Raw genomic sequence first — 26,377 nt, 5'->3', positions numbered from 1 at the left:
AAACCTGAAAGACCTATACCCACAGAACTATAAAAATAATCTTCAGGAATCAAACCTGTAGTTGGTCGGGCGGATACGGTGGTATAAGTGAAGAAATATTTATAAAAAGTTTTCCACACATTGCGTTTTGTAACAAAAGGAGCAGTGGCAGGTATAGAGTTGAATGAGGAAAACTGATTAACCAATAAAAAATCCAAGCTGGTTTGGCTTGGATTTTTTATTTCTAAATTTCGAATCAATCTACTGATTTCCATTGAAATAACCTTAGGTATGTTGTGCTCAATATCAGTAAATCAAAGAATGAAAGCAAATCACAACGGCATTTATGCGATAAATGTTCATAACAACGTTGTGCTCAATATCAGTAAATCAAAGAATGAAAGCAAATCACAACCGCAAATGCCAATTCCCGTTGAGCCTTGGCGTTGTGCTCAATATCAGTAAATCAAAGAATGAAAGCAAATCACAACCCCCGCCGCATTTGCCCTTATGCGCAATTGGTTGTGCTCAATATCAGTAAATCAAAGAATGAAAGCAAATCACAACGCCGGGACGGTAACGCCGTCGTCAAATCCAGTTGTGCTCAATATCAGTAAATCAAAGAATGAAAGCAAATCACAACATGATTGAGGCGGGTTTAAAATTGGTTAGGGTTGTGCTCAATATCAGTAAATCAAAGAATGAAAGCAAATCACAACGGCGTCGTCGAACAATTCCGGCGTTTCCGTGTTGTGCTCAATATCAGTAAATCAAAGAATGAAAGCAAATCACAACTACGGAATTATTGGTGTAGGTAATAACATCGTTGTGCTCAATATCAGTAAATCAAAGAATGAAAGCAAATCACAACATCTCGGTAAATAGCCTCCATCCAGCCCAAGTTGTGCTCAATATCAGTAAATCAAAGAATGAAAGCAAATCACAACCTTGCTCCCCGTGGTCACGCATCCGCTCGTGTTGTGCTCAATATCAGTAAATCAAAGAATGAAAGCAAATCACAACCAAACACAACCGAACCGTTTGGTAAGTAAGTTGTGCTCAATATCAGTAAATCAAAGAATGAAAGCAAATCACAACTCGCCTGCCACTTTTTCAGCAGGAGTTCACGTTGTGCTCAATATCAGTAAATCAAAGAATGAAAGCAAATCACAACCCGGAATCGCTGTTTCCGTAACATTTAAGGTTGTGCTCAATATCAGTAAATCAAAGAATGAAAGCAAATCACAACTTTCCTGGTCTTTCCCATGTCATTATCGAGTTGTGCTCAATATCAGTAAATCAAAGAATGAAAGCAAATCACAACCACGGAGGCCCGAGGGCACCCGCGTAGCGGGTTGTGCTCAATATCAGTAAATCAAAGAATGAAAGCAAATCACAACTAATAACTGATTGGTGTTTTCTCCTTCATGTTGTGCTCAATATCAGTAAATCAAAGAATGAAAGCAAATCACAACTCACTCCGGCGGAGCTGGGAAGGTGCAGTAGTTGTGCTCAATATCAGTAAATCAAAGAATGAAAGCAAATCACAACTGGTGATGACCATCTTGTTTGTCCAAAGGTGTTGTGCTCAATATCAGTAAATCAAAGAATGAAAGCAAATCACAACTGCCGCCTTAACCTCTTCCACCTCGATGCCGTTGTGCTCAATATCAGTAAATCAAAGAATGAAAGCAAATCACAACTACCAAGACAACACGATGAACTACCCAGCGGTTGTGCTCAATATCAGTAAATCAAAGAATGAAAGCAAATCACAACCCCCGCAGGATTACCGCCAGCCGCTTCATGGTTGTGCTCAATATCAGTAAATCAAAGAATGAAAGCAAATCACAACTGGCCACATCCATGCCCGATATCACCGTGGGTTGTGCTCAATATCAGTAAATCAAAGAATGAAAGCAAATCACAACTACAATCTCAAAACACGATGAAACAGTTATGTTGTGCTCAATATCAGTAAATCAAAGAATGAAAGCAAATCACAACTCCGGAAAGCTATGGCGGATTTTGTTCAGGGTTGTGCTCAATATCAGTAAATCAAAGAATGAAAGCAAATCACAACTAGGTTCATGGATGGTAAACACGGTGTAGGGTTGTGCTCAATATCAGTAAATCAAAGAATGAAAGCAAATCACAACCTTGGGGATTTTATCGCAAAGCGGCAGTTGGTTGTGCTCAATATCAGTAAATCAAAGAATGAAAGCAAATCACAACAGCGGTCGTGCGGATCGTGACGCATGGTGTGTTGTGCTCAATATCAGTAAATCAAAGAATGAAAGCAAATCACAACTCGTTTGTGGCTTGTACATTCCCCTCGACTGTTGTGCTCAATATCAGTAAATCAAAGAATGAAAGCAAATCACAACGTTTGCAGCTGAGCCGAAACGCGTGCTGTAGTTGTGCTCAATATCAGTAAATCAAAGAATGAAAGCAAATCACAACACGGCAAAAACAATTCAGTAGTCACATGGTGTTGTGCTCAATATCAGTAAATCAAAGAATGAAAGCAAATCACAACTTGGTAGCTCGTTTGGGGATTGACCGGTGTGTTGTGCTCAATATCAGTAAATCAAAGAATGAAAGCAAATCACAACAAAAGCATCTAGCAACCCATGCTGATTAATGTTGTGCTCAATATCAGTAAATCAAAGAATGAAAGCAAATCACAACAGGTCATTTATTTTGTTAACGCTATGAATGGTTGTGCTCAATATCAGTAAATCAAAGAATGAAAGCAAATCACAACTTGGCCCACCGTATGAACATAAGTTCACCGTTGTGCTCAATATCAGTAAATCAAAGAATGAAAGCAAATCACAACTAGCCATCATGTCGAGCAATTTCTCTTCATGTTGTGCTCAATATCAGTAAATCAAAGAATGAAAGCAAATCACAACTTTCTAACTTACTGCCCTACACGCAAGCGGGTTGTGCTCAATATCAGTAAATCAAAGAATGAAAGCAAATCACAACGGCGGGGATTTACCCTCAAATAGCAGTGGCGTTGTGCTCAATATCAGTAAATCAAAGAATGAAAGCAAATCACAACATACTCTTTACTCACGTACTTCACCAGATAGTTGTGCTCAATATCAGTAAATCAAAGAATGAAAGCAAATCACAACCAGGCTCTTCCATGGCGATATCTTCGCAATGTTGTGCTCAATATCAGTAAATCAAAGAATGAAAGCAAATCACAACAAAACCGCGTATACCCTACCCTGCGGGGCGGTTGTGCTCAATATCAGTAAATCAAAGAATGAAAGCAAATCACAACTGCCCCGCTACGCGGGTACCCTCGGGCCTCGTTGTGCTCAATATCAGTAAATCAAAGAATGAAAGCAAATCACAACAATCCACCACCCCACCCACCAGTCGCACACGTTGTGCTCAATATCAGTAAATCAAAGAATGAAAGCAAATCACAACAGACGCGATGTTGGTTATTCCAGCGAACCGGTTGTGCTCAATATCAGTAAATCAAAGAATGAAAGCAAATCACAACATAAAGACATCATGGCGGCGCCGGTGGCACGTTGTGCTCAATATCAGTAAATCAAAGAATGAAAGCAAATCACAACACTACTGCCGCCCGCGCCGCAAAATTGATAGTTGTGCTCAATATCAGTAAATCAAAGAATGAAAGCAAATCACAACAGGATATCGTGATTTACCGATGGGTAAAAGTTGTGCTCAATATCAGTAAATCAAAGAATGAAAGCAAATCACAACAAGGCGAAAAACAACGAAAAATCCAAAAGCGTTGTGCTCAATATCAGTAAATCAAAGAATGAAAGCAAATCACAACTCCCGTTAAAAGGTACTGTTTGTTTATCTCGTTGTGCTCAATATCAGTAAATCAAAGAATGAAAGCAAATCACAACATGGCTTCCACGTCTGCCATCACGGCCTTGGTTGTGCTCAATATCAGTAAATCAAAGAATGAAAGCAAATCACAACATTGGCATCCTTACTATCAACGGATGGGTGGTTGTGCTCAATATCAGTAAATCAAAGAATGAAAGCAAATCACAACTAAGCGTTGATATCTCTTCATCCGTCCATGGTTGTGCTCAATATCAGTAAATCAAAGAATGAAAGCAAATCACAACTCCGGCAACTCCACCACAAGGCAGCGGCCGGTTGTGCTCAATATCAGTAAATCAAAGAATGAAAGCAAATCACAACTCTGCTGCTGCCTTAAGCCTGTTCCATTGCGTTGTGCTCAATATCAGTAAATCAAAGAATGAAAGCAAATCACAACTGCTTGATCGAATAGATTTCATCTAGGCAGGTTGTGCTCAATATCAGTAAATCAAAGAATGAAAGCAAATCACAACAGGTGTGTATAGCTTAACCAGTTGCTGCATGTTGTGCTCAATATCAGTAAATCAAAGAATGAAAGCAAATCACAACTCTATGCCTTCGGTGATTTCCCCGCCGTTAGTTGTGCTCAATATCAGTAAATCAAAGAATGAAAGCAAATCACAACTCCATGGTCAACGGCTTGTTTAAACTTTCGTTGTGCTCAATATCAGTAAATCAAAGAATGAAAGCAAATCACAACCACGCGGTTGACCACCTTAGCCCACGTATCGTTGTGCTCAATATCAGTAAATCAAAGAATGAAAGCAAATCACAACAGTCTATCATTACCCAAGTATAATTGGGGTGTTGTGCTCAATATCAGTAAATCAAAGAATGAAAGCAAATCACAACTCCAGCGCCTTTTGGATTGTCAGGTACGTAGTTGTGCTCAATATCAGTAAATCAAAGAATGAAAGCAAATCACAACTGTAAAGAACTTAATTGCCGAAGGGCTTGCGTTGTGCTCAATATCAGTAAATCAAAGAATGAAAGCAAATCACAACATGCATGAGCAAGTAGCGCGTCTTGACCTCGTTGTGCTCAATATCAGTAAATCAAAGAATGAAAGCAAATCACAACAGGTGTGTATAGCTTAACCAGTTGCTGCATGTTGTGCTCAATATCAGTAAATCAAAGAATGAAAGCAAATCACAACATTAAGGGGGATAGATAAAATAGATATGAAGTTGTGCTCAATATCAGTAAATCAAAGAATGAAAGCAAATCACAACATGAACCAGGCTTCTAATTCCCTCCTGTGAGTTGTGCTCAATATCAGTAAATCAAAGAATGAAAGCAAATCACAACACGCAATAGTACTTAATTACAAGTCAGGCAGTTGTGCTCAATATCAGTAAATCAAAGAATGAAAGCAAATCACAACAGCTCTCTCTATTTCGTTGCTTCCGGTAAGTTGTGCTCAATATCAGTAAATCAAAGAATGAAAGCAAATCACAACTTGATTGTATTTCGTTCAACCTCTTGTTTTGTTGTGCTCAATATCAGTAAATCAAAGAATGAAAGCAAATCACAACCCAGGTACTTCAACTACGATACGCAGGAATGTTGTGCTCAATATCAGTAAATCAAAGAATGAAAGCAAATCACAACAGGGGTGGGGGTAGCGGTGTGGGGTGGGGTGTTGTGCTCAATATCAGTAAATCAAAGAATGAAAGCAAATCACAACACTGTTTTAATCTTTGCCATACATTCTTGTGTTGTGCTCAATATCAGTAAATCAAAGAATGAAAGCAAATCACAACTTCGAACGCCTTTGACATCCGTGATTTGCTGTTGTGCTCAATATCAGTAAATCAAAGAATGAAAGCAAATCACAACCGGCAGAGCGCTGCGACTAAGAAGATGCAAGTTGTGCTCAATATCAGTAAATCAAAGAATGAAAGCAAATCACAACCCTGCCTACGCGGTGCCTGTTGCTTGCGCTGTTGTGCTCAATATCAGTAAATCAAAGAATGAAAGCAAATCACAACATCACCTTAGCGACATATTTATCGGGCATTGTTGTGCTCAATATCAGTAAATCAAAGAATGAAAGCAAATCACAACTAAAGTAAGCGGCGTACGCACACCGTTCAAGTTGTGCTCAATATCAGTAAATCAAAGAATGAAAGCAAATCACAACCGCAGTGCAGTAATATGCTTGCTTCCATTTGTTGTGCTCAATATCAGTAAATCAAAGAATGAAAGCAAATCACAACGCATTGCGCTGCAGACAATACCACGCAAACGTTGTGCTCAATATCAGTAAATCAAAGAATGAAAGCAAATCACAACGTGGGGCCTGCTGTTTGCGCTGCAGCGTGTGTTGTGCTCAATATCAGTAAATCAAAGAATGAAAGCAAATCACAACCCCTGCAGGGCGTAGCCCTAAGGGGTGGGGGTTGTGCTCAATATCAGTAAATCAAAGAATGAAAGCAAATCACAACCAGTGATCGTCGCAGTGACAGACGAGATAGGTTGTGCTCAATATCAGTAAATCAAAGAATGAAAGCAAATCACAACGGGCACCCGCCCCATGCCCCGCTACGCGGGGTTGTGCTCAATATCAGTAAATCAAAGAATGAAAGCAAATCACAACTACGCAGAGCAATCACCGCCAACTACCCCGGTTGTGCTCAATATCAGTAAATCAAAGAATGAAAGCAAATCACAACCCAAGACGAACAACTCAAAGTTCACCACCGGTTGTGCTCAATATCAGTAAATCAAAGAATGAAAGCAAATCACAACCGGCAGAGCGCTGCGACTATTCAGATGCAAGTTGTGCTCAATATCAGTAAATCAAAGAATGAAAGCAAATCACAACCGGGGGGTTTTCCTGCAATTGGCAGTGTTGGTTGTGCTCAATATCAGTAAATCAAAGAATGAAAGCAAATCACAACTCTGAAGCGTGAACACGGTCCGCGACTTGTGTTGTGCTCAATATCAGTAAATCAAAGAATGAAAGCAAATCACAACCGCGCTCGCGGGTGAACGGCCGTCGCCCCTGTTGTGCTCAATATCAGTAAATCAAAGAATGAAAGCAAATCACAACCGGGTACCCTCGGGGTCTCCGTGGATGCCCGTTGTGCTCAATATCAGTAAATCAAAGAATGAAAGCAAATCACAACCGGGTACCCTCGGGGTCTCCGTGGATGCCCGTTGTGCTCAATATCAGTAAATCAAAGAATGAAAGCAAATCACAACCACGACCGTTGCGCGTTGCTGAAACGGTTGGTTGTGCTCAATATCAGTAAATCAAAGAATGAAAGCAAATCACAACCGGCATAGCGCTGCGACTAAGAAGATGCAAGTTGTGCTCAATATCAGTAAATCAAAGAATGAAAGCAAATCACAACGTAGCAGATATGCAGCGACCGGGAGTTATAGTTGTGCTCAATATCAGTAAATCAAAGAATGAAAGCAAATCACAACGCGGAATACGTGATAGTCCAGTCCCTGCTAGTTGTGCTCAATATCAGTAAATCAAAGAATGAAAGCAAATCACAACTGGTGCCTGACGATGAAACGTTTATCAAAGGTTGTGCTCAATATCAGTAAATCAAAGAATGAAAGCAAATCACAACTGCGGGCTGTTTCCTCCACTTTCTCTTTAGTTGTGCTCAATATCAGTAAATCAAAGAATGAAAGCAAATCACAACATACGACAAGAACCAATATCCACTTTCACTGTTGTGCTCAATATCAGTAAATCAAAGAATGAAAGCAAATCACAACATCCGATACGGTTGGTAACTGCGCCGAATAGTTGTGCTCAATATCAGTAAATCAAAGAATGAAAGCAAATCACAACTACGCAAAATGGTGGATGAAGCACCTCGCTGTTGTGCTCAATATCAGTAAATCAAAGAATGAAAGCAAATCACAACTGCCCAGTGGTATCACTGATAAGCGCTGCGTTGTGCTCAATATCAGTAAATCAAAGAATGAAAGCAAATCACAACCCTTACCCCTGTATTGCTCGGCGATTTCTTGTTGTGCTCAATATCAGTAAATCAAAGAATGAAAGCAAATCACAACCGGGGACGGGTTCGTTGTCGGCCAGTCCAGGTTGTGCTCAATATCAGTAAATCAAAGAATGAAAGCAAATCACAACGAATATCAGGTACTGGTCAACCCATGGACGGTTGTGCTCAATATCAGTAAATCAAAGAATGAAAGCAAATCACAACATTTAGATATTCACTCCCCCGAAAAGCCACGTTGTGCTCAATATCAGTAAATCAAAGAATGAAAGCAAATCACAACGAGGCACCCAATACCCCTTTGGTTCCGTGAGTTGTGCTCAATATCAGTAAATCAAAGAATGAAAGCAAATCACAACCCAAACAGCTTCTCGACTTCCTTCAGTCCCGTTGTGCTCAATATCAGTAAATCAAAGAATGAAAGCAAATCACAACTGTACGAAGATTGGTGCCGTCATCGTCGCAGTTGTGCTCAATATCAGTAAATCAAAGAATGAAAGCAAATCACAACTACCAAGATGTCGCCCTTTGCGCCAGTCAAGTTGTGCTCAATATCAGTAAATCAAAGAATGAAAGCAAATCACAACGAAAATGGGTACACCATTCTTGTCTTTAAGGTTGTGCTCAATATCAGTAAATCAAAGAATGAAAGCAAATCACAACTGTTGAAATATCGTCACGTTACATTATTCGTTGTGCTCAATATCAGTAAATCAAAGAATGAAAGCAAATCACAACTGGTAGGTACTTGCGCCATTGCTGGATGCTGTTGTGCTCAATATCAGTAAATCAAAGAATGAAAGCAAATCACAACTCCTATCCAACTACATGACTTCGTACAGCAGTTGTGCTCAATATCAGTAAATCAAAGAATGAAAGCAAATCACAACTGGGAAACATTCATTCGTCGCGGCATCCAGGTTGTGCTCAATATCAGTAAATCAAAGAATGAAAGCAAATCACAACTGACAGGGGATACCTGTTCCATAATCCGGCGTTGTGCTCAATATCAGTAAATCAAAGAATGAAAGCAAATCACAACGAATATCAGGTACTGGTCAACCCATGGACGGTTGTGCTCAATATCAGTAAATCAAAGAATGAAAGCAAATCACAACATTTAGATATTCACTCCCCCGAAAAGCCACGTTGTGCTCAATATCAGTAAATCAAAGAATGAAAGCAAATCACAACGAGGCACCCAATACCCCTTTGGTTCCGTGAGTTGTGCTCAATATCAGTAAATCAAAGAATGAAAGCAAATCACAACCCAAACAGCTTCTCGACTTCCTTCAGTCCCGTTGTGCTCAATATCAGTAAATCAAAGAATGAAAGCAAATCACAACTGTACGAAGATTGGTGCCGTCATCGTCGCAGTTGTGCTCAATATCAGTAAATCAAAGAATGAAAGCAAATCACAACTACCAAGATGTCGCCCTTTGCGCCAGTCAAGTTGTGCTCAATATCAGTAAATCAAAGAATGAAAGCAAATCACAACGAAAATGGGTACACCATTCTTGTCTTTAAGGTTGTGCTCAATATCAGTAAATCAAAGAATGAAAGCAAATCACAACTGTTGAAATATCGTCACGTTACATTATTCGTTGTGCTCAATATCAGTAAATCAAAGAATGAAAGCAAATCACAACTGGTAGGTACTTGCGCCATTGCTGGATGCTGTTGTGCTCAATATCAGTAAATCAAAGAATGAAAGCAAATCACAACTCCTATCCAACTACATGACTTCGTACAGCAGTTGTGCTCAATATCAGTAAATCAAAGAATGAAAGCAAATCACAACTGGGAAACATTCATTCGTCGCGGCATCCAGGTTGTGCTCAATATCAGTAAATCAAAGAATGAAAGCAAATCACAACTGACAGGGGATACCTGTTCCATAATCCGGCGTTGTGCTCAATATCAGTAAATCAAAGAATGAAAGCAAATCACAACAGCCAGTCCATGAAAGTCGTTAAATACGGGGTTGTGCTCAATATCAGTAAATCAAAGAATGAAAGCAAATCACAACTAGGTCTATTCGGGTTAAGTATATAAACAGGTTGTGCTCAATATCAGTAAATCAAAGAATGAAAGCAAATCACAACCGGTCAAACCTCCGGTTCCTTCTTCCAGTTGTTGTGCTCAATATCAGTAAATCAAAGAATGAAAGCAAATCACAACAGGGGCTTACTGATGGAGAAGTAGAAGCATGTTGTGCTCAATATCAGTAAATCAAAGAATGAAAGCAAATCACAACGTAGTCTTCATCCACAACGCAAGCACCTACGTTGTGCTCAATATCAGTAAATCAAAGAATGAAAGCAAATCACAACCGACGAGGGTAACGGCTACACCCGATTGGTGTTGTGCTCAATATCAGTAAATCAAAGAATGAAAGCAAATCACAACACAATTGGAGGGTATCCTGCAAGTTGCCACGTTGTGCTCAATATCAGTAAATCAAAGAATGAAAGCAAATCACAACTACCATCCACTTTACCATTAGTTTGTTGTGGTTGTGCTCAATATCAGTAAATCAAAGAATGAAAGCAAATCACAACTCTGCCAAATACGGCTCATGGGCAACGGCGTTGTGCTCAATATCAGTAAATCAAAGAATGAAAGCAAATCACAACTTTTCGGATTCTAATCGTGATAGCAGGTTAGTTGTGCTCAATATCAGTAAATCAAAGAATGAAAGCAAATCACAACGGAAGACTGTGAATCCCGGTACGTGTCGTTGTTGTGCTCAATATCAGTAAATCAAAGAATGAAAGCAAATCACAACAACGATATCCCCTTCAAACACCTTGTTTCCGTTGTGCTCAATATCAGTAAATCAAAGAATGAAAGCAAATCACAACGAAGGGCTTGAACTGCCGGAACTGGTTCAGGTTGTGCTCAATATCAGTAAATCAAAGAATGAAAGCAAATCACAACTAAAGGTGCGCCCGCATGGTTTCGGTTAGGGTTGTGCTCAATATCAGTAAATCAAAGAATGAAAGCAAATCACAACACGCTATCGTAGAGGCATTTTTTGTTTGTTGTTGTGCTCAATATCAGTAAATCAAAGAATGAAAGCAAATCACAACTCAAAGGTAAAAGCGTTATCACCAAACGACGTTGTGCTCAATATCAGTAAATCAAAGAATGAAAGCAAATCACAACGCCTGCGGACCATCGGGTCGATAACCCAATGTTGTGCTCAATATCAGTAAATCAAAGAATGAAAGCAAATCACAACCACATTCAGGTTGTAGCTATAATCCCGGCGTTGTGCTCAATATCAGTAAATCAAAGAATGAAAGCAAATCACAACAAACGGCTCGTCGCTTCCGTCGTCTACCACGTTGTGCTCAATATCAGTAAATCAAAGAATGAAAGCAAATCACAACCGGGTACCCTCGGGGGCTCCGTGGATGCCCGTTGTGCTCAATATCAGTAAATCAAAGAATGAAAGCAAATCACAACCCATGCGCGCTTTACGCGCCTCGGGGCGATGTTGTGCTCAATATCAGTAAATCAAAGAATGAAAGCAAATCACAACGAAGGAAAAGGTATTCCTTCTGTTCTTCCAGTTGTGCTCAATATCAGTAAATCAAAGAATGAAAGCAAATCACAACCAAACCGGATTGTCGGACCACATCCGGTATGTTGTGCTCAATATCAGTAAATCAAAGAATGAAAGCAAATCACAACACAGCGTCAGTTGATTTGTTGATGGCATCTGTTGTGCTCAATATCAGTAAATCAAAGAATGAAAGCAAATCACAACTAACATGCGCGGATATGGTAAGTGCCTTCAGTTGTGCTCAATATCAGTAAATCAAAGAATGAAAGCAAATCACAACGGAAACCCGCCGTGCTTTTTGATTATGCCAGTTGTGCTCAATATCAGTAAATCAAAGAATGAAAGCAAATCACAACCGCCGGATGTTTATTGTCTCCTGCATGCTAGTTGTGCTCAATATCAGTAAATCAAAGAATGAAAGCAAATCACAACTATCACGTCCATGAATACGTAAGGCGTTAAGTTGTGCTCAATATCAGTAAATCAAAGAATGAAAGCAAATCACAACCAATATATCGTATTCCGTCCCTTCAACGTCGTTGTGCTCAATATCAGTAAATCAAAGAATGAAAGCAAATCACAACTATAGCTATTGCCGGGAGAATGCCAGCCGGGTTGTGCTCAATATCAGTAAATCAAAGAATGAAAGCAAATCACAACTACCAACCTTTTCAAGGTCTACCGGTGACGGTTGTGCTCAATATCAGTAAATCAAAGAATGAAAGCAAATCACAACTATTCAAGCATTTAAGAATATATCTAATAGTTGTGCTCAATATCAGTAAATCAAAGAATGAAAGCAAATCACAACACCGCGTCTCAACTGAGCACGTCGGAGTTAGTTGTGCTCAATATCAGTAAATCAAAGAATGAAAGCAAATCACAACTGGCAGGGTCATGCTCATGATGATGAATGTGTTGTGCTCAATATCAGTAAATCAAAGAATGAAAGCAAATCACAACAGGAATGGCTCGAAAAGAACGCTCGAGGTGGTTGTGCTCAATATCAGTAAATCAAAGAATGAAAGCAAATCACAACTGTCACGCTGTTAACCTGTTTAGTGTGGTCGTTGTGCTCAATATCAGTAAATCAAAGAATGAAAGCAAATCACAACCATCTAAGCCACTTCATTCCAACAGATTCAGTTGTGCTCAATATCAGTAAATCAAAGAATGAAAGCAAATCACAACGTACCGCCATTATTTCTCACACCGCTTACCGTTGTGCTCAATATCAGTAAATCAAAGAATGAAAGCAAATCACAACCCTTCACGATGATACTGCACATTCTCCTTCGTTGTGCTCAATATCAGTAAATCAAAGAATGAAAGCAAATCACAACTGTCGTCGATTAAATTTAGACGGATGTACCGTTGTGCTCAATATCAGTAAATCAAAGAATGAAAGCAAATCACAACCGGCTTAGAAAGGGTGCCGTGGTGGAAGTGTTGTGCTCAATATCAGTAAATCAAAGAATGAAAGCAAATCACAACAGCGCTATACCACTAAACTTTCCGAAATCAGTTGTGCTCAATATCAGTAAATCAAAGAATGAAAGCAAATCACAACATGCTCCGCTTTGTTGAATCCAGTTTAATCGTTGTGCTCAATATCAGTAAATCAAAGAATGAAAGCAAATCACAACTAATCAGGTCTGTTTCAAATTCTGCCAATGGTTGTGCTCAATATCAGTAAATCAAAGAATGAAAGCAAATCACAACTACCAAGATATGATGTACCGGGTCACCTCGGTTGTGCTCAATATCAGTAAATCAAAGAATGAAAGCAAATCACAACCGGGGACGCAACTTAAAGGATAGGCGCGGTGTTGTGCTCAATATCAGTAAATCAAAGAATGAAAGCAAATCACAACTGGGGGCAGATTCACCCAAATAATTCACAGGTTGTGCTCAATATCAGTAAATCAAAGAATGAAAGCAAATCACAACTTCAGTATCAAATAAGCTACTATCCTTATTGTTGTGCTCAATATCAGTAAATCAAAGAATGAAAGCAAATCACAACCGAGTCTGCGCTCGGCGTCGGCGGTGTCTTGTTGTGCTCAATATCAGTAAATCAAAGAATGAAAGCAAATCACAACTTTCAGCCCGTGCGGCAGTGTAGCTTATAAGTTGTGCTCAATATCAGTAAATCAAAGAATGAAAGCAAATCACAACTAGCAAGGGTAAGAAAAAATGGTACACCGAGTTGTGCTCAATATCAGTAAATCAAAGAATGAAAGCAAATCACAACGTAGAAATTGTCCATCATGTACGCGACTTGGTTGTGCTCAATATCAGTAAATCAAAGAATGAAAGCAAATCACAACACGGGTGCGTTCATACCAGTTCGGAAATAGGTTGTGCTCAATATCAGTAAATCAAAGAATGAAAGCAAATCACAACTACGGCGCTGGGATTCCGATAGCCAGATATGTTGTGCTCAATATCAGTAAATCAAAGAATGAAAGCAAATCACAACTTAGCCGCGGCAATACCCTCGTTGCGTAATGTTGTGCTCAATATCAGTAAATCAAAGAATGAAAGCAAATCACAACTGATTAAAAAGACATGAACAATACGCTCAAGTTGTGCTCAATATCAGTAAATCAAAGAATGAAAGCAAATCACAACACCGGTCACCTTTCCACTGAATCGGTCTATGTTGTGCTCAATATCAGTAAATCAAAGAATGAAAGCAAATCACAACCTGCACCTCGTCGAAAGTTTGTATCACCTGTTGTGCTCAATATCAGTAAATCAAAGAATGAAAGCAAATCACAACTGCCCGCGCCTTTACCCTGTTTAAGCCGAAGTTGTGCTCAATATCAGTAAATCAAAGAATGAAAGCAAATCACAACTTGCGGCCTTGTAGACCACCATCATACGGTGTTGTGCTCAATATCAGTAAATCAAAGAATGAAAGCAAATCACAACTAGCAGTATTCCTGGAACGTACCCAGCCGGGTTGTGCTCAATATCAGTAAATCAAAGAATGAAAGCAAATCACAACATGGATGGCGATGCCCATACCCTGGGCCGCGTTGTGCTCAATATCAGTAAATCAAAGAATGAAAGCAAATCACAACCTATGCGTACGGTGCGGTGCAATCAGGTAAGTTGTGCTCAATATCAGTAAATCAAAGAATGAAAGCAAATCACAACCCGATTGTCGGTACTCTTTTTTAATGGTGTGTTGTGCTCAATATCAGTAAATCAAAGAATGAAAGCAAATCACAACGCCAGTAGTACCGTGTTGACGGCTACGAGTGTTGTGCTCAATATCAGTAAATCAAAGAATGAAAGCAAATCACAACTATTGCCCGCCTATCGCTTTAGTACAAACGTTGTGCTCAATATCAGTAAATCAAAGAATGAAAGCAAATCACAACTTTGAACATACGAAGCAGTGGCGACGGATGTTGTGCTCAATATCAGTAAATCAAAGAATGAAAGCAAATCACAACTTCCATTCATTGTCGCCTCCACGTCATCAAGTTGTGCTCAATATCAGTAAATCAAAGAATGAAAGCAAATCACAACTACAAGTGGCTCCTAAAGAACTACGCCAAGTTGTGCTCAATATCAGTAAATCAAAGAATGAAAGCAAATCACAACGGCGACCAGATGGCATCCACGTTTTTTTACGTTGTGCTCAATATCAGTAAATCAAAGAATGAAAGCAAATCACAACTGCCGAGTGCACCAGGAATGCCAGCCAGATGTTGTGCTCAATATCAGTAAATCAAAGAATGAAAGCAAATCACAACTCACGCTCGCGCTTAGCGGATTCTTCCTTTGTTGTGCTCAATATCAGTAAATCAAAGAATGAAAGCAAATCACAACTACGCACATCGAATAGCATACCAAAAGCTGTTGTGCTCAATATCAGTAAATCAAAGAATGAAAGCAAATCACAACTGGCAGGTACTTGCGCCATTGCTGGATGCTGTTGTGCTCAATATCAGTAAATCAAAGAATGAAAGCAAATCACAACACGTCTTTTATCTTTATGGACGATATAACAGTTGTGCTCAATATCAGTAAATCAAAGAATGAAAGCAAATCACAACTGCGGTTCGTAGAAGCCATCAACTATCAGCGTTGTGCTCAATATCAGTAAATCAAAGAATGAAAGCAAATCACAACAGAGGCGAAAGACAACCTAAGGGTTGATTTGTTGTGCTCAATATCAGTAAATCAAAGAATGAAAGCAAATCACAACCAAGCCGTCCCCGACCGACACATACAAGTCGTTGTGCTCAATATCAGTAAATCAAAGAATGAAAGCAAATCACAACTACGGAAGCTACCAATAAGGATGCCCTGTAGTTGTGCTCAATATCAGTAAATCAAAGAATGAAAGCAAATCACAACAAGGCTGATGCGGACGCGCTGGATGATTTGTTGTGCTCAATATCAGTAAATCAAAGAATGAAAGCAAATCACAACCTGCAATCCCGAATAGAAAAGATGTGCCCGGTTGTGCTCAATATCAGTAAATCAAAGAATGAAAGCAAATCACAACCGCGAAGCCCGCCGACCTGTATTACCTGATGTTGTGCTCAATATCAGTAAATCAAAGAATGAAAGCAAATCACAACAATAGCTTGCTTTTATAGTGTTGTCGCTCAGTTGTGCTCAATATCAGTAAATCAAAGAATGAAAGCAAATCACAACTGTTCCACAAGGATCGTTTCCACGCCATCCGTTGTGCTCAATATCAGTAAATCAAAGAATGAAAGCAAATCACAACGCCGTAGTTGCTCACCCTTTCCGGCCAGCAGTTGTGCTCAATATCAGTAAATCAAAGAATGAAAGCAAATCACAACCAACTGGCTCTCTAGTCAACTGGGCTACGGTACCAAAAACTCCAAATCACCTTTCATTTCTGTTACAGACCACTTCGATTTGGATACAACCTTTTCATCGCCGAACTTATAAAGTGTAATCGACCTCAAAGTACTGTAGCGAAAGTTTTTCCGTATGCCAACGTTCATCAATAGGTAACTTCCTTGATGATATTCTCCGTACTCTTTTATTTGTTTACCAATATCTTTGTCTGAAGTTACTATCGTAAAAGATCTCGAATCGGCAAAACCGGGCTTAACATTCAACTCTATGCTTTGGTCTGTGAATTCTGCCATTATAAAGACATTGTCGTAATAGTTCTTATTGAAGCCGTCAACAAGCGGATATAATACAATGCCCATTATCACAACGAGCGAAGTCGATATATAGAAACGTTTATATTTTAGGTGCGTCGTCAGGTAGATCACGCAAAGAAGTATCAGAGCCAGAAACACTAAATAAGGAAATAACAGTATTCCTGCTAAAGGGTAATTGGTTCTTTCAAATATTAAGAAATGTTCGACCTCCTCTATTACCTGATATATATAGGTAAAAGACACGATTAACGCTAGATAATATCCAAGTTGGGTTTTGGCGATAATCAAAAAGATTGATGTGATTAAAAACAAGTAGGCAAAACTAAAGATATAGCCAGAATAGCCCAGCCCGTAGGCAAATACTGTTATCGTAACGGGGGTGATGCTCAAGATTCCAACGACACCCAATAGGATAGTTGCCAGATGCAATATCTTGGATTTTTTGCTCAATTGTTCTGCTGTTTCGGTCATTTGATTTCGGATAGGAGAGTGTGTTGTATAACAGTCGTCACCGTTTTCCTTCAGCCAACTCAATACCACCTTATTTTCCTAGTAACGCCAGCATGAGCCTACATTTTCCCTTCCTTTTTTCATACTAGTCTGAATTTTGCACACTGTGTACAAAATTCATTCCTCCTCCGTATCCTCCTTATACAAAATCCACTTTTCCTCTGTTTTTGGGGCTTTACGCATAGGGAGTAGTTTGGGGCGCTTGCGACGGCCGGATAAGACCGCCAATCCTTCAATAAGTAACTTAGGACGGAAACTTCCTGACCACAACGTGCCAACGTGCACAAACAGGTCATAGCCTGTTACCCCATCCCTGAAATAGCCTTCGATTAGCAACTTATCAAGTAACACCACCATACGCGCTAAGTCGTTTGGCTCAATGGTGATTTTATCATTTGGAATGCTATAGGGTTCCAGTTTAATCCATTGTGGTTTTCCGTCAATCGTTAGTTGCCGCTCACCACGATATGTGGTTTTTGTTTTGTATTCGGTTTTTCGTGCCTCGATTTTAATGTCGTTCTCCAGAAGCGACACCTCGAACACAAAATCTTTAGGTACGCGATGGAGTACCCGCGCATAGCGATTGATGTGGTTGAAATCGTAGGCATCCGTGGTTGTCAGGTTTTCATACCGGATTATATCCGCCACATCCCGACCTATCAAAAAAGCAAATTCTTCTTGGGTATAACCATTCGCTTCTCGGTGAATTCGCACCATCGTATTCAATTCATAATCGAGAGAAGGGTAGACGAGCATATTTTTAAGGTATACAATTATTGCCGGAATGATTCAGGAGTTAAGCATTCCACTTCAATAAATACCCGGTGCAAGTGGTTGAAGTCCTGGTCGGTTGTAATGAGTTTCAATCCCAGAAGCGCGGCAGTAGCGGCTATCCAAAGGTCATTCTTCCCCATATTTCTTGGGGTAATAAATGGATAGTCTGTATAAGATGGGTTTCGGCGTTGGGAAAATGCATCGATTTCGGCGTAGGTATCCGCAAGGCCTTCATTAATTTCCATAATTACGGCATCTTCCAATACAGCATTTACAGTCTCCCATTTTCTCGCTCCCCAATTGTTCTGTAATGCAATAGACTTAAGCTCACTCAACGAGGCAATGGATACAAAGACCTTTTCTTGGGTTGGATTGATTATGCTGTTTAATAACCGTCTGCGTACATCTTTGGCTAGTAAGATCAGGATGTTGGTGTCCAGCAGCAGATTCATTTACTTTCATTCAACGTTTCGAGTGCCTTATCCGCCTCCTCCTTGGTTAGAAAAGCATCCTTCGGCAGCTTGTTGAGCCGATCCTGAATATTTGCAGGGTTTTTACCCAGTTTATTTGCAAATGCAGTTGTACCGCCAGCAGCCATTACGTCCGCAATGGAATAGGTTTTGAACCTCGGACTTGCTGAACGCGATCCTGCTGTGTTTTTTTCTTTAACTGCCATATTTACCTCCTGTTCCTAACAAAGATACGCGAAGAATTTAGAAAAGTCAATATTACTGTGCAAACGGTGCCTTTCAGTCATTCGGATCATACTCCGGATTCCGCTGGAAATGGATGAGTTTTTCAACTTTGAATTTATCTGGGTCGATTTTGATGAGTTTCTTGCGGTTATAAGGTTAAGCTAAGCACATTCCTCAATCTTCTGCTCGAAGGCGCCAATGAAAGTCGCGAAGAATTTACATCGGTCAAGGACTTTAGTATAATCAAGCATTGAAAATAACTCAGGACAATCCGATTCCTTGTAAGACTTTTTCAATTTTTGAGTCTTCGATTTCAGCCATTCCTTAGGTTCGCGTAATGTCGAAGGATTTCCCCTATATTTCAAGTCTGTTTTATAAAATTCATTGAAGGTGTCGATGTCGCCAAGTATGAACGCTTCCAGTTCCCAGACATTTAGCAGTAACACGCTGCCACAACTTACGTTTTCACAGATATTGTTAAACCATTTTTCTCTGTTGTGAATCAAATGTTTCTGAGAAGAGAAGCCATCCAAGTCCCTAATACACACAACAATCTGGCATTTTCTTGATTCGACTTTTAAGGTTCGGAAAAATTTATCAGAATCCAATTGACACCCTGTGAACCTTTTGCTGATGGATACGAACCTCACTTGGGTACTATACTTTTTATTCAGTAGGTTTTGTATAGCATTTGTGTCATATGGGTCTTCGCCGATGAGTCCAACTACAATCATACCTCCAAATCAGAGTGTAACCAATAATCACTTAAATAACCCACCTCTTGCACATATTCTTTAGCTTTTTCTTTTTCTTCCTCATTGAGATGCCTCATTTTCGTGCCAGTATCGATATCATGGGTAGCAATAATTATTTTGTCTAACTCATCCAGCTCTAAATGGTCAAGCGTCTGTGGGGAGTGGGTAGATAGGATAATCTGCTTCCCAGCAGATTCTTCTTTGATAAAACTCATCAATAAATGGAATTGATGAGGGTGTACACCTAACTCAGGCTCTTCAATCAGAATTATGCCGCTAGAGCTATCCGTAATCTCCGATACTATATAAAATAACCGCTTTGTTCCATCAGAAAGATAACTCCAAGGGTACCAACTGTCATTTACGAAGAACTCAAGTTTAATGTTATCAATGATATGTTGTTTTGAATCAGAATAAATATTAATGTTAGAATTAAACCGTACATCTTTTATTGGGGTGAATTTGCGCAACGCTAGTAAGATATTCTCATCAACTTGTAATGCTTTCCGAACTTCCGAATCATCAATTTGAGGGTTGCCTTTATTAATTCGGATAGTTGTATATAAATGCATCGCTACTTTTTGAAATACTTGTAGAGTTCTAGGTAATTCTATCGCATTAGGTCGTTCAATGTTTATTCTTAACGTGCCAGAGCTTTCCAAAAAATCTAGTCGATCAGGAATGTTGTATTTTAAATATTTAGGTTCTGCAAGATAATAACCGAGTTCTCTAAAAAAACCTCTTAAACTTAATCTACGAGATATATTAATCGTATTGTCATCGGAAATTTTGCGATCACTATAGACTTCTTTTTCATCCAAGTAGACTATTTTATAAATTGATGAACGATCAAAAAAAGCTTTTTCATCTACAAAAATTTCCTCCAACTCACGAGACAGTTCAACTTTAAATGTTTTTCCGTTTTCTTTAGATATTAATTTGTAAGTAATTTCGTTAAACAAGAATCGGTTACGAAATAAATTTCTATTGCTTAAACTTAAATAAAGCAGTTCTAAAAAGTTTGATTTTCCGACCCCATTTTTACCGATAATAATGTTGAGGTTTTTATCGAAGTCTACGCATAAGTTATCAATGGATTTGAAGCCAGAAGCCTGAATTTCTGATAAGTATAGCGATTTAATATTATCGTTTGCCATAGGCGCAAAGGTACTAAAATCAAGGTAGAAATAAATTTTTAGTTTAACCCAAATGAAGAGAAAGTTTATTCACTAGGATCATACTCCGGGTTTCGTTGGAAACGGATAAGTTTATTGGTAGCGTCAGGTTCTAGTTTGATGAGCTTGCCTTCGTTGTATAAGGCTTCTAGCGCTGGGTCAAAGAATTTTTCTGACTTCTTCTCTTCGTAAAAGCCATTAGCAAACTCCCACGTTTCATGGCGAGTACGGCCCTCTTCAAAATAACCTTCTTCAAGTAATGAACGTACCGCGGCTATTGCAGTCATTCCCTTCAGAATAATCAGCTTTGTTTTTTCCTGTAAAGTATCACTAGATAACAAAGTTGTTGGGAATACAATATAAGAAGGTATTTTAAGAAATACCATAGCCCTTTTGATGGTGGCAGGTGTGTATTTATTGGATGTGAATTGATTCTCAATTTTCCTTACAAGGGAATCTCCTTCAAATGGACTTATTTCCTTCGAAAGCTCTTCGGGCGACATACCACGCTCTAATCTTCCATTACGAAATACATCAATATAGTGTTGCGCTAAAGCCGTGATTTTGGCCGGGTTTTTATCACTTTTCTTTTTTGAACTCATTCAAGAGTAAAGGGAGCATTTTCATTTATTCTAAAATTGTGACAAAAAATTGCATTATATTTATATTGTTCGTATACTTGCAACGTTACCAGATTGTTGAATATAAAACGCGGCAATAAAATATGACGAAATAGCGGCCAATATTTGAGTTGGCCTAATAAGAAAAGTGCATTAGCAAAAGAGTCTCGTTTACAAACTCTAACATTTTTATCGAAGGCGAGACGGTAGGTAGTTAATGCTCACAGCATATTTTGCGTACTTTTGTGCGTCAAAGTAGCGCTGTGGGCTCTACTGAAACCGTCCTTCGAGGGGTTAGAGCCTTGTAAAGCGGTAGTAGGTAGGGTTCACAGCGCTACTCGCGTGTAAGCCAGCCGATAACCCGGGACTCGTTTTCAACTAACCATATGGAAACGAGTTTTTTACATCTGCTGAAACCAAGCATCATCCAAAATGATGCATTTGTACTATGCGACAGCATCAGTGCATCCGAAAGGCTTTACCCCTTGAAGCCTAAAAACCCCATCTAAACCCTTCCACCATTTTTCTGAGGCGACATTGGTCGTCTGTATTTTTAACCAATTACTCAACACTTAAACTAATGAATAATGAAGCGATTTTCACGCTTTGGGGAAAGCTATGCCTTTTTCCGATATAAACTTAAACAATCTAATATACAATATATCAGCCTGCTGGCTGTAACGATCATGTGTTTGCAAGCCCGCGCGCAGCAGCGAGAATCCTTTGCCGTAACAGGCAAAGTCATCTCCGCTGCCAGCGGCGTGGCGATAGAAGGCGCCACTATCACCAATAAACGCTCGCGCATCCATGCGGTAACGGATAGGCTAGGGGAGTACCGAATACCAGCCAGGCCGGATGATATACTACTTTACTCTTTCGTCGGCTACGTTACCGCCGAGGAAGATGTAAATGGGAGGCAGCAAATCATTGTCGCACTGGATTCGGCGGAGAACACCTTGGAAGAAGTGGAAATAAATATGGGATACTATACCGTAAGAGACCGCGAACGCACCGGTTCCGTAGCCCGTATCACTGCCGAGACCATCGAAAAGCAAGTGATTACCAATCCACTGTCTGCGATGCAGGGAAGAATGGCGGGGGTCGAGATTACGCAAAATACCGGCATTGCCGGTGGGGCATTTTCAGTAGCAATAAGAGGGCAAAGCAGTATGGGTTCGGGTAATGCCCCTTTATATCTGATAGACGGGGTTCCCCTGATTGAAAATCGCTCAGCTATGCTGTCATCAATAATTCGTGAAGGCAATCTGCTAGATGTTTTAAACCCATCCGATATATCCAACATTGAGGTACTGAAAGATGCCGACGCTACTGCCATATACGGTTCGCGAGGAGCCAATGGTGTGGTGTTGATTACTACAAAAAAAGGAACAGCCGGAAAAACTAGATTTGATGTTTCGGCCCGGTTTGGGGGAGCCAAAGTGGCGAGTTTCGTGGATTTATTGGATGCTAGGGAATACAAACTCATGCGAAATGAAGCATTCGCGAACGACGGTGTTATACCCACCGAAAGCAATGCGTATGACCTCTTGTTATGGGATGACAGCCGATACACTGACTGGCAAAAGGAACTGATAGGTGGTACCGCATCTCTTACGAACCTACGGGGCTCTGTGACGGGCGGGCAAGGCAACACGAATTTTATATTGAGTGGAAATTATCAACGGGAAGGCAATGTGTTTCCTGGAGACGGTAGCTACCAAAAAGGGTCTGCACACTTAAATGTCAATCATAAATCAGTGGATGGGGCGCTCAGTATTAATGCGGGAGTCACCTACGGAATACGATACCAGAACCAACCACAGATAGATTTGACGAGTTTGGCTATGACACTGCCTCCAAATGCACCCGCGCTTTACGACAAAGAAGGGAAGTTGAACTGGGAGAACTGGGTAAACATTGAAGGAAATCCGTTGCAATATTTGGGAAGAATATACGGCAGCCATACCGCAACGCTAAATACACACGCTACTGTTGAATATTCTATACTTCCTGGGCTTAACCTAACAACACGAATGGGATATAGTATAGTAGATTTGGCAGAAAGATTACTGAATCCGGCAAGTAGCCAAAATCCCAACCCGGCTTCCGGCGCAACACCCGAAAGTTGGGCGCAATATCCGTCCAATACGGCAAAATCGTGGTCTTTGGAGCCGATGATTGACTATAACTATCGGTGGAATGATAATGCATTATCAACCTTAATAGGTATCACCCTTCAGGAAAGCACAAATAGTGGCCAGGTAATAGAAGGACGTTCCTATATCGATGAACTCTTGATGGGTAACATTGCTTCAGCAAGCCGTATAAATGGGAGCACCACATCGTCCCAATACAAATATGCCGCCATGTTCCTTAGACTGAACTATAAACATCAAAATCGATACTTTATAAATCTCACGGCACGTAGGGACGGAAGTTCGCGGTTTGGACCAGGTAGGCAATGGGGGAATTTCGGCGCGGTTGGTGTGGCGTGGCTTTTCTCAGAAGAAAGTATTGTGAAACGAGTGCTGCCATGGCTGGACCTGGGTAAGCTGCGGGGAAGTTTTGGGATCACCGGCAATGATCAAATTGGGGATTATGGTTATCTGGCAACCTATCGGCCAAACAGCTTTTATCCTTATTTGATCAACTCCTTGCAACCATTGAGGTTGGCCAATAAAGATTATGGTTGGGAAACCAATAGAAAACTTGAAGCTGCCATCGAGTTAGGCGTATTTGAAAATAAGCTTACCCTAGAAAGTTCGTGGTATCGAAACAGAAGTGGAAACCAATTGATTGGCTTACCACTACCTGCAACAGCTGGCTTTCCTACTGTACAAGCCAATTTTCCGGCCACCGTTCAAAATTCAGGTATAGAATTTACCGTACACGGCTCAGGGATCGGCAGAGGGTGGCTTAATTGGACCGCAAGCTTAACCTTTGCAAAAAATATCCGCAACTTGGTTAAGTTTCCAACTATTGAAACTTTTTCTTCCTATCGGGGCCAATACAAAGTGGGCGAACCCATGAATATTTCGTTAAAATACCGCTATCTGGGAATTGATCCAAAAACAGGTAGCTACGTGGTAGAAGATCTAGATGACGACAAAGCGTATAGTTTATTGAATGATGGTTATTGGTATAGGCCAAAACAACCTTTTACCGTTGGATTCGATAACCAATTTCAGTTGGGACCTATTCACTTTTCATTTTTCATACGATGGAGAAGCAAGGAATCCTCGAATCCTCTATTTATATATGGGTTGCCGGGTAGAATATCCAATCAGCCTAATGCTGTTATGGACCGCTGGCAAGCGCCAGAACAGGTGGCTGAAATACAACGTTTTTCTACCGGTACCGCCAATGCCGATTTCAGCAGATTCAGGGGTAGCGATGGTTCGATGGTAAATGGTTCCTATGTGCGCTTGCAGAATGTGTCCATTGCTTATCAGATCCCGGCTAACATCAGTGAATCTTTACATGTCAAAGCAGCGCGGTTGTCTATTCATGGGCAAAACCTGCTAACGTGGTCGAGAAATTATCCATGGCTTGATCCTGAATTGTCAGGATTGGTGCTTCCCCCACTGAGGAGCATGGTAGTAGGAATACAATTGACAATGTAATTGCGACAGGGTGGATTATTAACAACAGAAATTTTAAGAGTAATGAAATATATCTATCGACAAAGGCTTGTGAAATATTTAAATGGCATCCTTTTTTTGGTTATGGTCTCGGCTTTAGCAAGCTGTACAAGATTTTTAGAAATAGAAGCCCCCGAAACTGAACTGACCGATCATGCCGTATTTGAGAATGAGGCAGCTTTGGAAGCAGCCGCTGCTTTTATTTTTCAATCAATATCATTGAACCAATCCCATTTTGCAAGTGGAGCCGGCAATTCGATTACGCAGATGTGTGCAATCGCCGCCGATGAAATGGAATATATCGGGACAGCGCAGTCGCAGATTGAAATAGCGAGCAACCGGATTTCTCCAGGCAATGGCTACATCAGATCTTTCTGGACAACAGGATACCAATGTATTTATTATGCCAACAGTATTTTAGATGGGTTAACGCGTTCAAAAAACATCTCTGAGGCTGTCAGAAATCGACTGAAAGGAGAGGCCCTGTTTATGCGGGCATTCAGTCATTTTTATTTGCTTAACTGTTTTGGGGACATACCATTGGTTACAACCGCAAATTACCAGTCGAACAGATCTGTTTCACGTACGCCAGTATCTTCTGTCTATGAGGCGATACAAGACGATTTGGCAAAGGCAGAATTATTGTTGCCCGCTGATTTTTCTGCGTACAACGGAGAACGGGTGCGACCAAATCGATGGGCGGCCAAAGTGCTAATTGCGCGGGTGGCGCTTTTTACCGGAAGTTGGCAAAAGGCCATAACATATTCGACAGATGTTATTAATCAAACAGAACTATTCGAATTGCTTGGAAGCGAACATATAGGCGAGGTGTTTTCGGCCAATAGCCGAGAAGCTATTTGGCAACTACTCCCACTCTATCCCACTTTTAGCACGTATGAGGGCCGAAACAGCGTGACATCTCAGCTTAGGCTTTCTGAACGTTTTATTGCGTCATTTGAGGATTCAGATTTAAGAGCAGCCCATTGGTTTAACCAAGGTGTATTTTATAAATACAAGGAGGGAAACCGGCCATCTTCTAATGAACCACATGAAGAATACAGCATGATTTTGCGCTTGGCTGAGGCTTATCTTATCAGGGCGGAAGCGCGGTTGAGGTTAGCCGAACCAGACTTCGATGGAGCGCGCGGTGACATCAATGTCATCCGGCAACGGGCTGGTTTAGACTCGGTCACTGCTATGGATTTGGACACTCTATTTGCCTGTATAGAAAGCGAACGTAGCCATGAGTTTTTCTTTGAATGGGGGCATCGGTGGTTCGACCTGAAGCGATGGGATAGGATGGATAGCATATTGACGGAGATAAAGCCAAATTGGATATCCACTGCTGCCTTTTGGCCCATTCCAGAACAGGAAATATTGACAAACGCTATGCTGACCCAGAATACTGGTTACTAAACTCAACCCTAAAAGAACTTCTAATGAAACCGAGATGTAAATAATACTGATCCACAGGGCAATCATTATTTACATCGAGCTCTCATCAGCCAATAAAAAAAAATTAATAGAGTATATGAAAACACTAGTGTCCCATTAAAAATGGGACGTTGTTAAAAATTAAATAAAGTTGGCCCATTCGGTCCAAATCGTTCTTTGT

General features: G+C 40.3%; 11 protein-coding genes and 1 CRISPR repeat array. Of the genes, 4 read left to right on the top strand and 7 right to left on the bottom strand.

What is annotated here, in order from left to right; translation table 11 throughout:
- The coding region (locus ACEVG1_RS20340) for a hypothetical protein (protein WP_374745567.1) at positions 1–254 on the bottom strand (254 nt) is incomplete at its 3' end.
- A 94-nt stretch (positions 255–348) separates the two neighbouring features.
- Positions 349–7,529: direct repeats of the CRISPR family, unit length 46 nt; unit sequence GTTGTGCTCAATATCAGTAAATCAAAGAATGAAAGCAAATCACAAC.
- Positions 7,530–10,699: 3,170 nt separating this feature from the next.
- Here ACEVG1_RS20340 and ACEVG1_RS20335 point away from each other — a divergent pair.
- Complete coding sequence (locus ACEVG1_RS20335) at positions 10,700–10,822, top strand: hypothetical protein (RefSeq protein ID WP_374745566.1); 123 nt, start codon at positions 10,700–10,702, stop codon at positions 10,820–10,822.
- A 3,976-nt stretch (positions 10,823–14,798) separates the two neighbouring features.
- Entirely contained in the window at positions 14,799–15,092 is a 294-nt protein-coding gene (locus ACEVG1_RS20330) for a hypothetical protein (protein WP_374745565.1), read from the top strand.
- A 1,188-nt stretch (positions 15,093–16,280) separates the two neighbouring features.
- Here the strand turns inward: ACEVG1_RS20330 and ACEVG1_RS20325 are convergent.
- The 6 genes from ACEVG1_RS20325 to ACEVG1_RS20300 all read right to left on the bottom strand — a co-directional run bounded on the left by ACEVG1_RS20325 (position 16,281) and on the right by ACEVG1_RS20300 (position 21,103).
- Positions 16,281–17,063, bottom strand: a complete 783-nt coding sequence (locus ACEVG1_RS20325) for a hypothetical protein (RefSeq protein WP_374745564.1) — start codon at positions 17,061–17,063, stop codon at positions 16,281–16,283.
- A 156-nt stretch (positions 17,064–17,219) separates the two neighbouring features.
- Complete coding sequence (locus tag ACEVG1_RS20320) at positions 17,220–17,819, bottom strand: hypothetical protein (RefSeq protein ID WP_374745563.1); 600 nt, start codon at positions 17,817–17,819, stop codon at positions 17,220–17,222.
- A gap of 56 nt (positions 17,820–17,875) precedes the next feature.
- Positions 17,876–18,328, bottom strand: a complete 453-nt coding sequence (locus tag ACEVG1_RS20315) for a type II toxin-antitoxin system VapC family toxin (protein WP_374745562.1) — start codon at positions 18,326–18,328, stop codon at positions 17,876–17,878.
- A complete protein-coding gene (locus ACEVG1_RS20310; protein ID WP_374745561.1) occupies positions 18,325–18,552 on the bottom strand; it encodes a hypothetical protein in 228 nt (75 codons plus the stop codon). Before ACEVG1_RS20310 ends, ACEVG1_RS20315 begins: the two co-directional genes overlap by 4 nt.
- Positions 18,553–19,301: 749 nt before the next feature.
- Entirely contained in the window at positions 19,302–20,483 is a 1,182-nt protein-coding gene (locus ACEVG1_RS20305) for an AAA family ATPase (protein ID WP_374745560.1), read from the bottom strand.
- Positions 20,484–20,548: 65 nt separating this feature from the next.
- A complete protein-coding gene (locus ACEVG1_RS20300) occupies positions 20,549–21,103 on the bottom strand; it encodes a hypothetical protein (protein WP_374745559.1) in 555 nt (184 codons plus the stop codon).
- Between the two features lie 605 nt (positions 21,104–21,708).
- Here ACEVG1_RS20300 and ACEVG1_RS20295 point away from each other — a divergent pair.
- Together ACEVG1_RS20295 and ACEVG1_RS20290 are read left to right on the top strand one after the other, a co-directional pair.
- Positions 21,709–24,744 (top strand): SusC/RagA family TonB-linked outer membrane protein, encoded by a 3,036-nt coding sequence (locus ACEVG1_RS20295; protein ID WP_374745558.1) that lies wholly within the window; start codon positions 21,709–21,711, stop codon positions 24,742–24,744.
- Between the two features lie 42 nt (positions 24,745–24,786).
- The gene (locus tag ACEVG1_RS20290; protein ID WP_374745557.1) at positions 24,787–26,178 is read left to right on the top strand and encodes a RagB/SusD family nutrient uptake outer membrane protein; all 1,392 of its coding nucleotides are present in this window, start codon (positions 24,787–24,789) and stop codon (positions 26,176–26,178) included.
- Positions 26,179–26,377 lie beyond the last annotated feature (199 nt).

It is taken from the genome of Parapedobacter sp. 2B3 (assembly GCF_041925275.1).
GTDB classification, from domain to species: Bacteria; Bacteroidota; Bacteroidia; order Sphingobacteriales; family Sphingobacteriaceae; genus Parapedobacter; species Parapedobacter pyrenivorans_A.
The sequence above is the reverse complement of the archived record's forward strand: the minus strand, read 5'-3'. Positions and strand labels throughout refer to the sequence as shown.

Bases quoted from the DNA above. Each gene is read 5' to 3' on its own strand.
- ACEVG1_RS20335 (WP_374745566.1), top strand. From the start codon at position 10,700: ATGAAAGCAAATCACAACGAAGGGCTTGAACTGCCGGAACTGGTTCAG.
- ACEVG1_RS20330 (WP_374745565.1), top strand. From the start codon at position 14,799: ATGAAAGCAAATCACAACTTTGAACATACGAAGCAGTGGCGACGGATG.
- ACEVG1_RS20325 (WP_374745564.1), bottom strand. From the start codon at position 17,063: ATGACCGAAACAGCAGAACAATTGAGCAAAAAATCCAAGATATTGCAT.
- ACEVG1_RS20320 (WP_374745563.1), bottom strand. From the start codon at position 17,819: ATGGTGCGAATTCACCGAGAAGCGAATGGTTATACCCAAGAAGAATTT.
- ACEVG1_RS20315 (WP_374745562.1), bottom strand. From the start codon at position 18,328: ATGAATCTGCTGCTGGACACCAACATCCTGATCTTACTAGCCAAAGAT.
- ACEVG1_RS20310 (WP_374745561.1), bottom strand. From the start codon at position 18,552: ATGGCAGTTAAAGAAAAAAACACAGCAGGATCGCGTTCAGCAAGTCCG.
- ACEVG1_RS20305 (WP_374745560.1), bottom strand. From the start codon at position 20,483: ATGGCAAACGATAATATTAAATCGCTATACTTATCAGAAATTCAGGCT.
- ACEVG1_RS20300 (WP_374745559.1), bottom strand. From the start codon at position 21,103: ATGAGTTCAAAAAAGAAAAGTGATAAAAACCCGGCCAAAATCACGGCT.
- ACEVG1_RS20295 (WP_374745558.1), top strand. From the start codon at position 21,709: ATGAAGCGATTTTCACGCTTTGGGGAAAGCTATGCCTTTTTCCGATAT.
- ACEVG1_RS20290 (WP_374745557.1), top strand. From the start codon at position 24,787: ATGAAATATATCTATCGACAAAGGCTTGTGAAATATTTAAATGGCATC.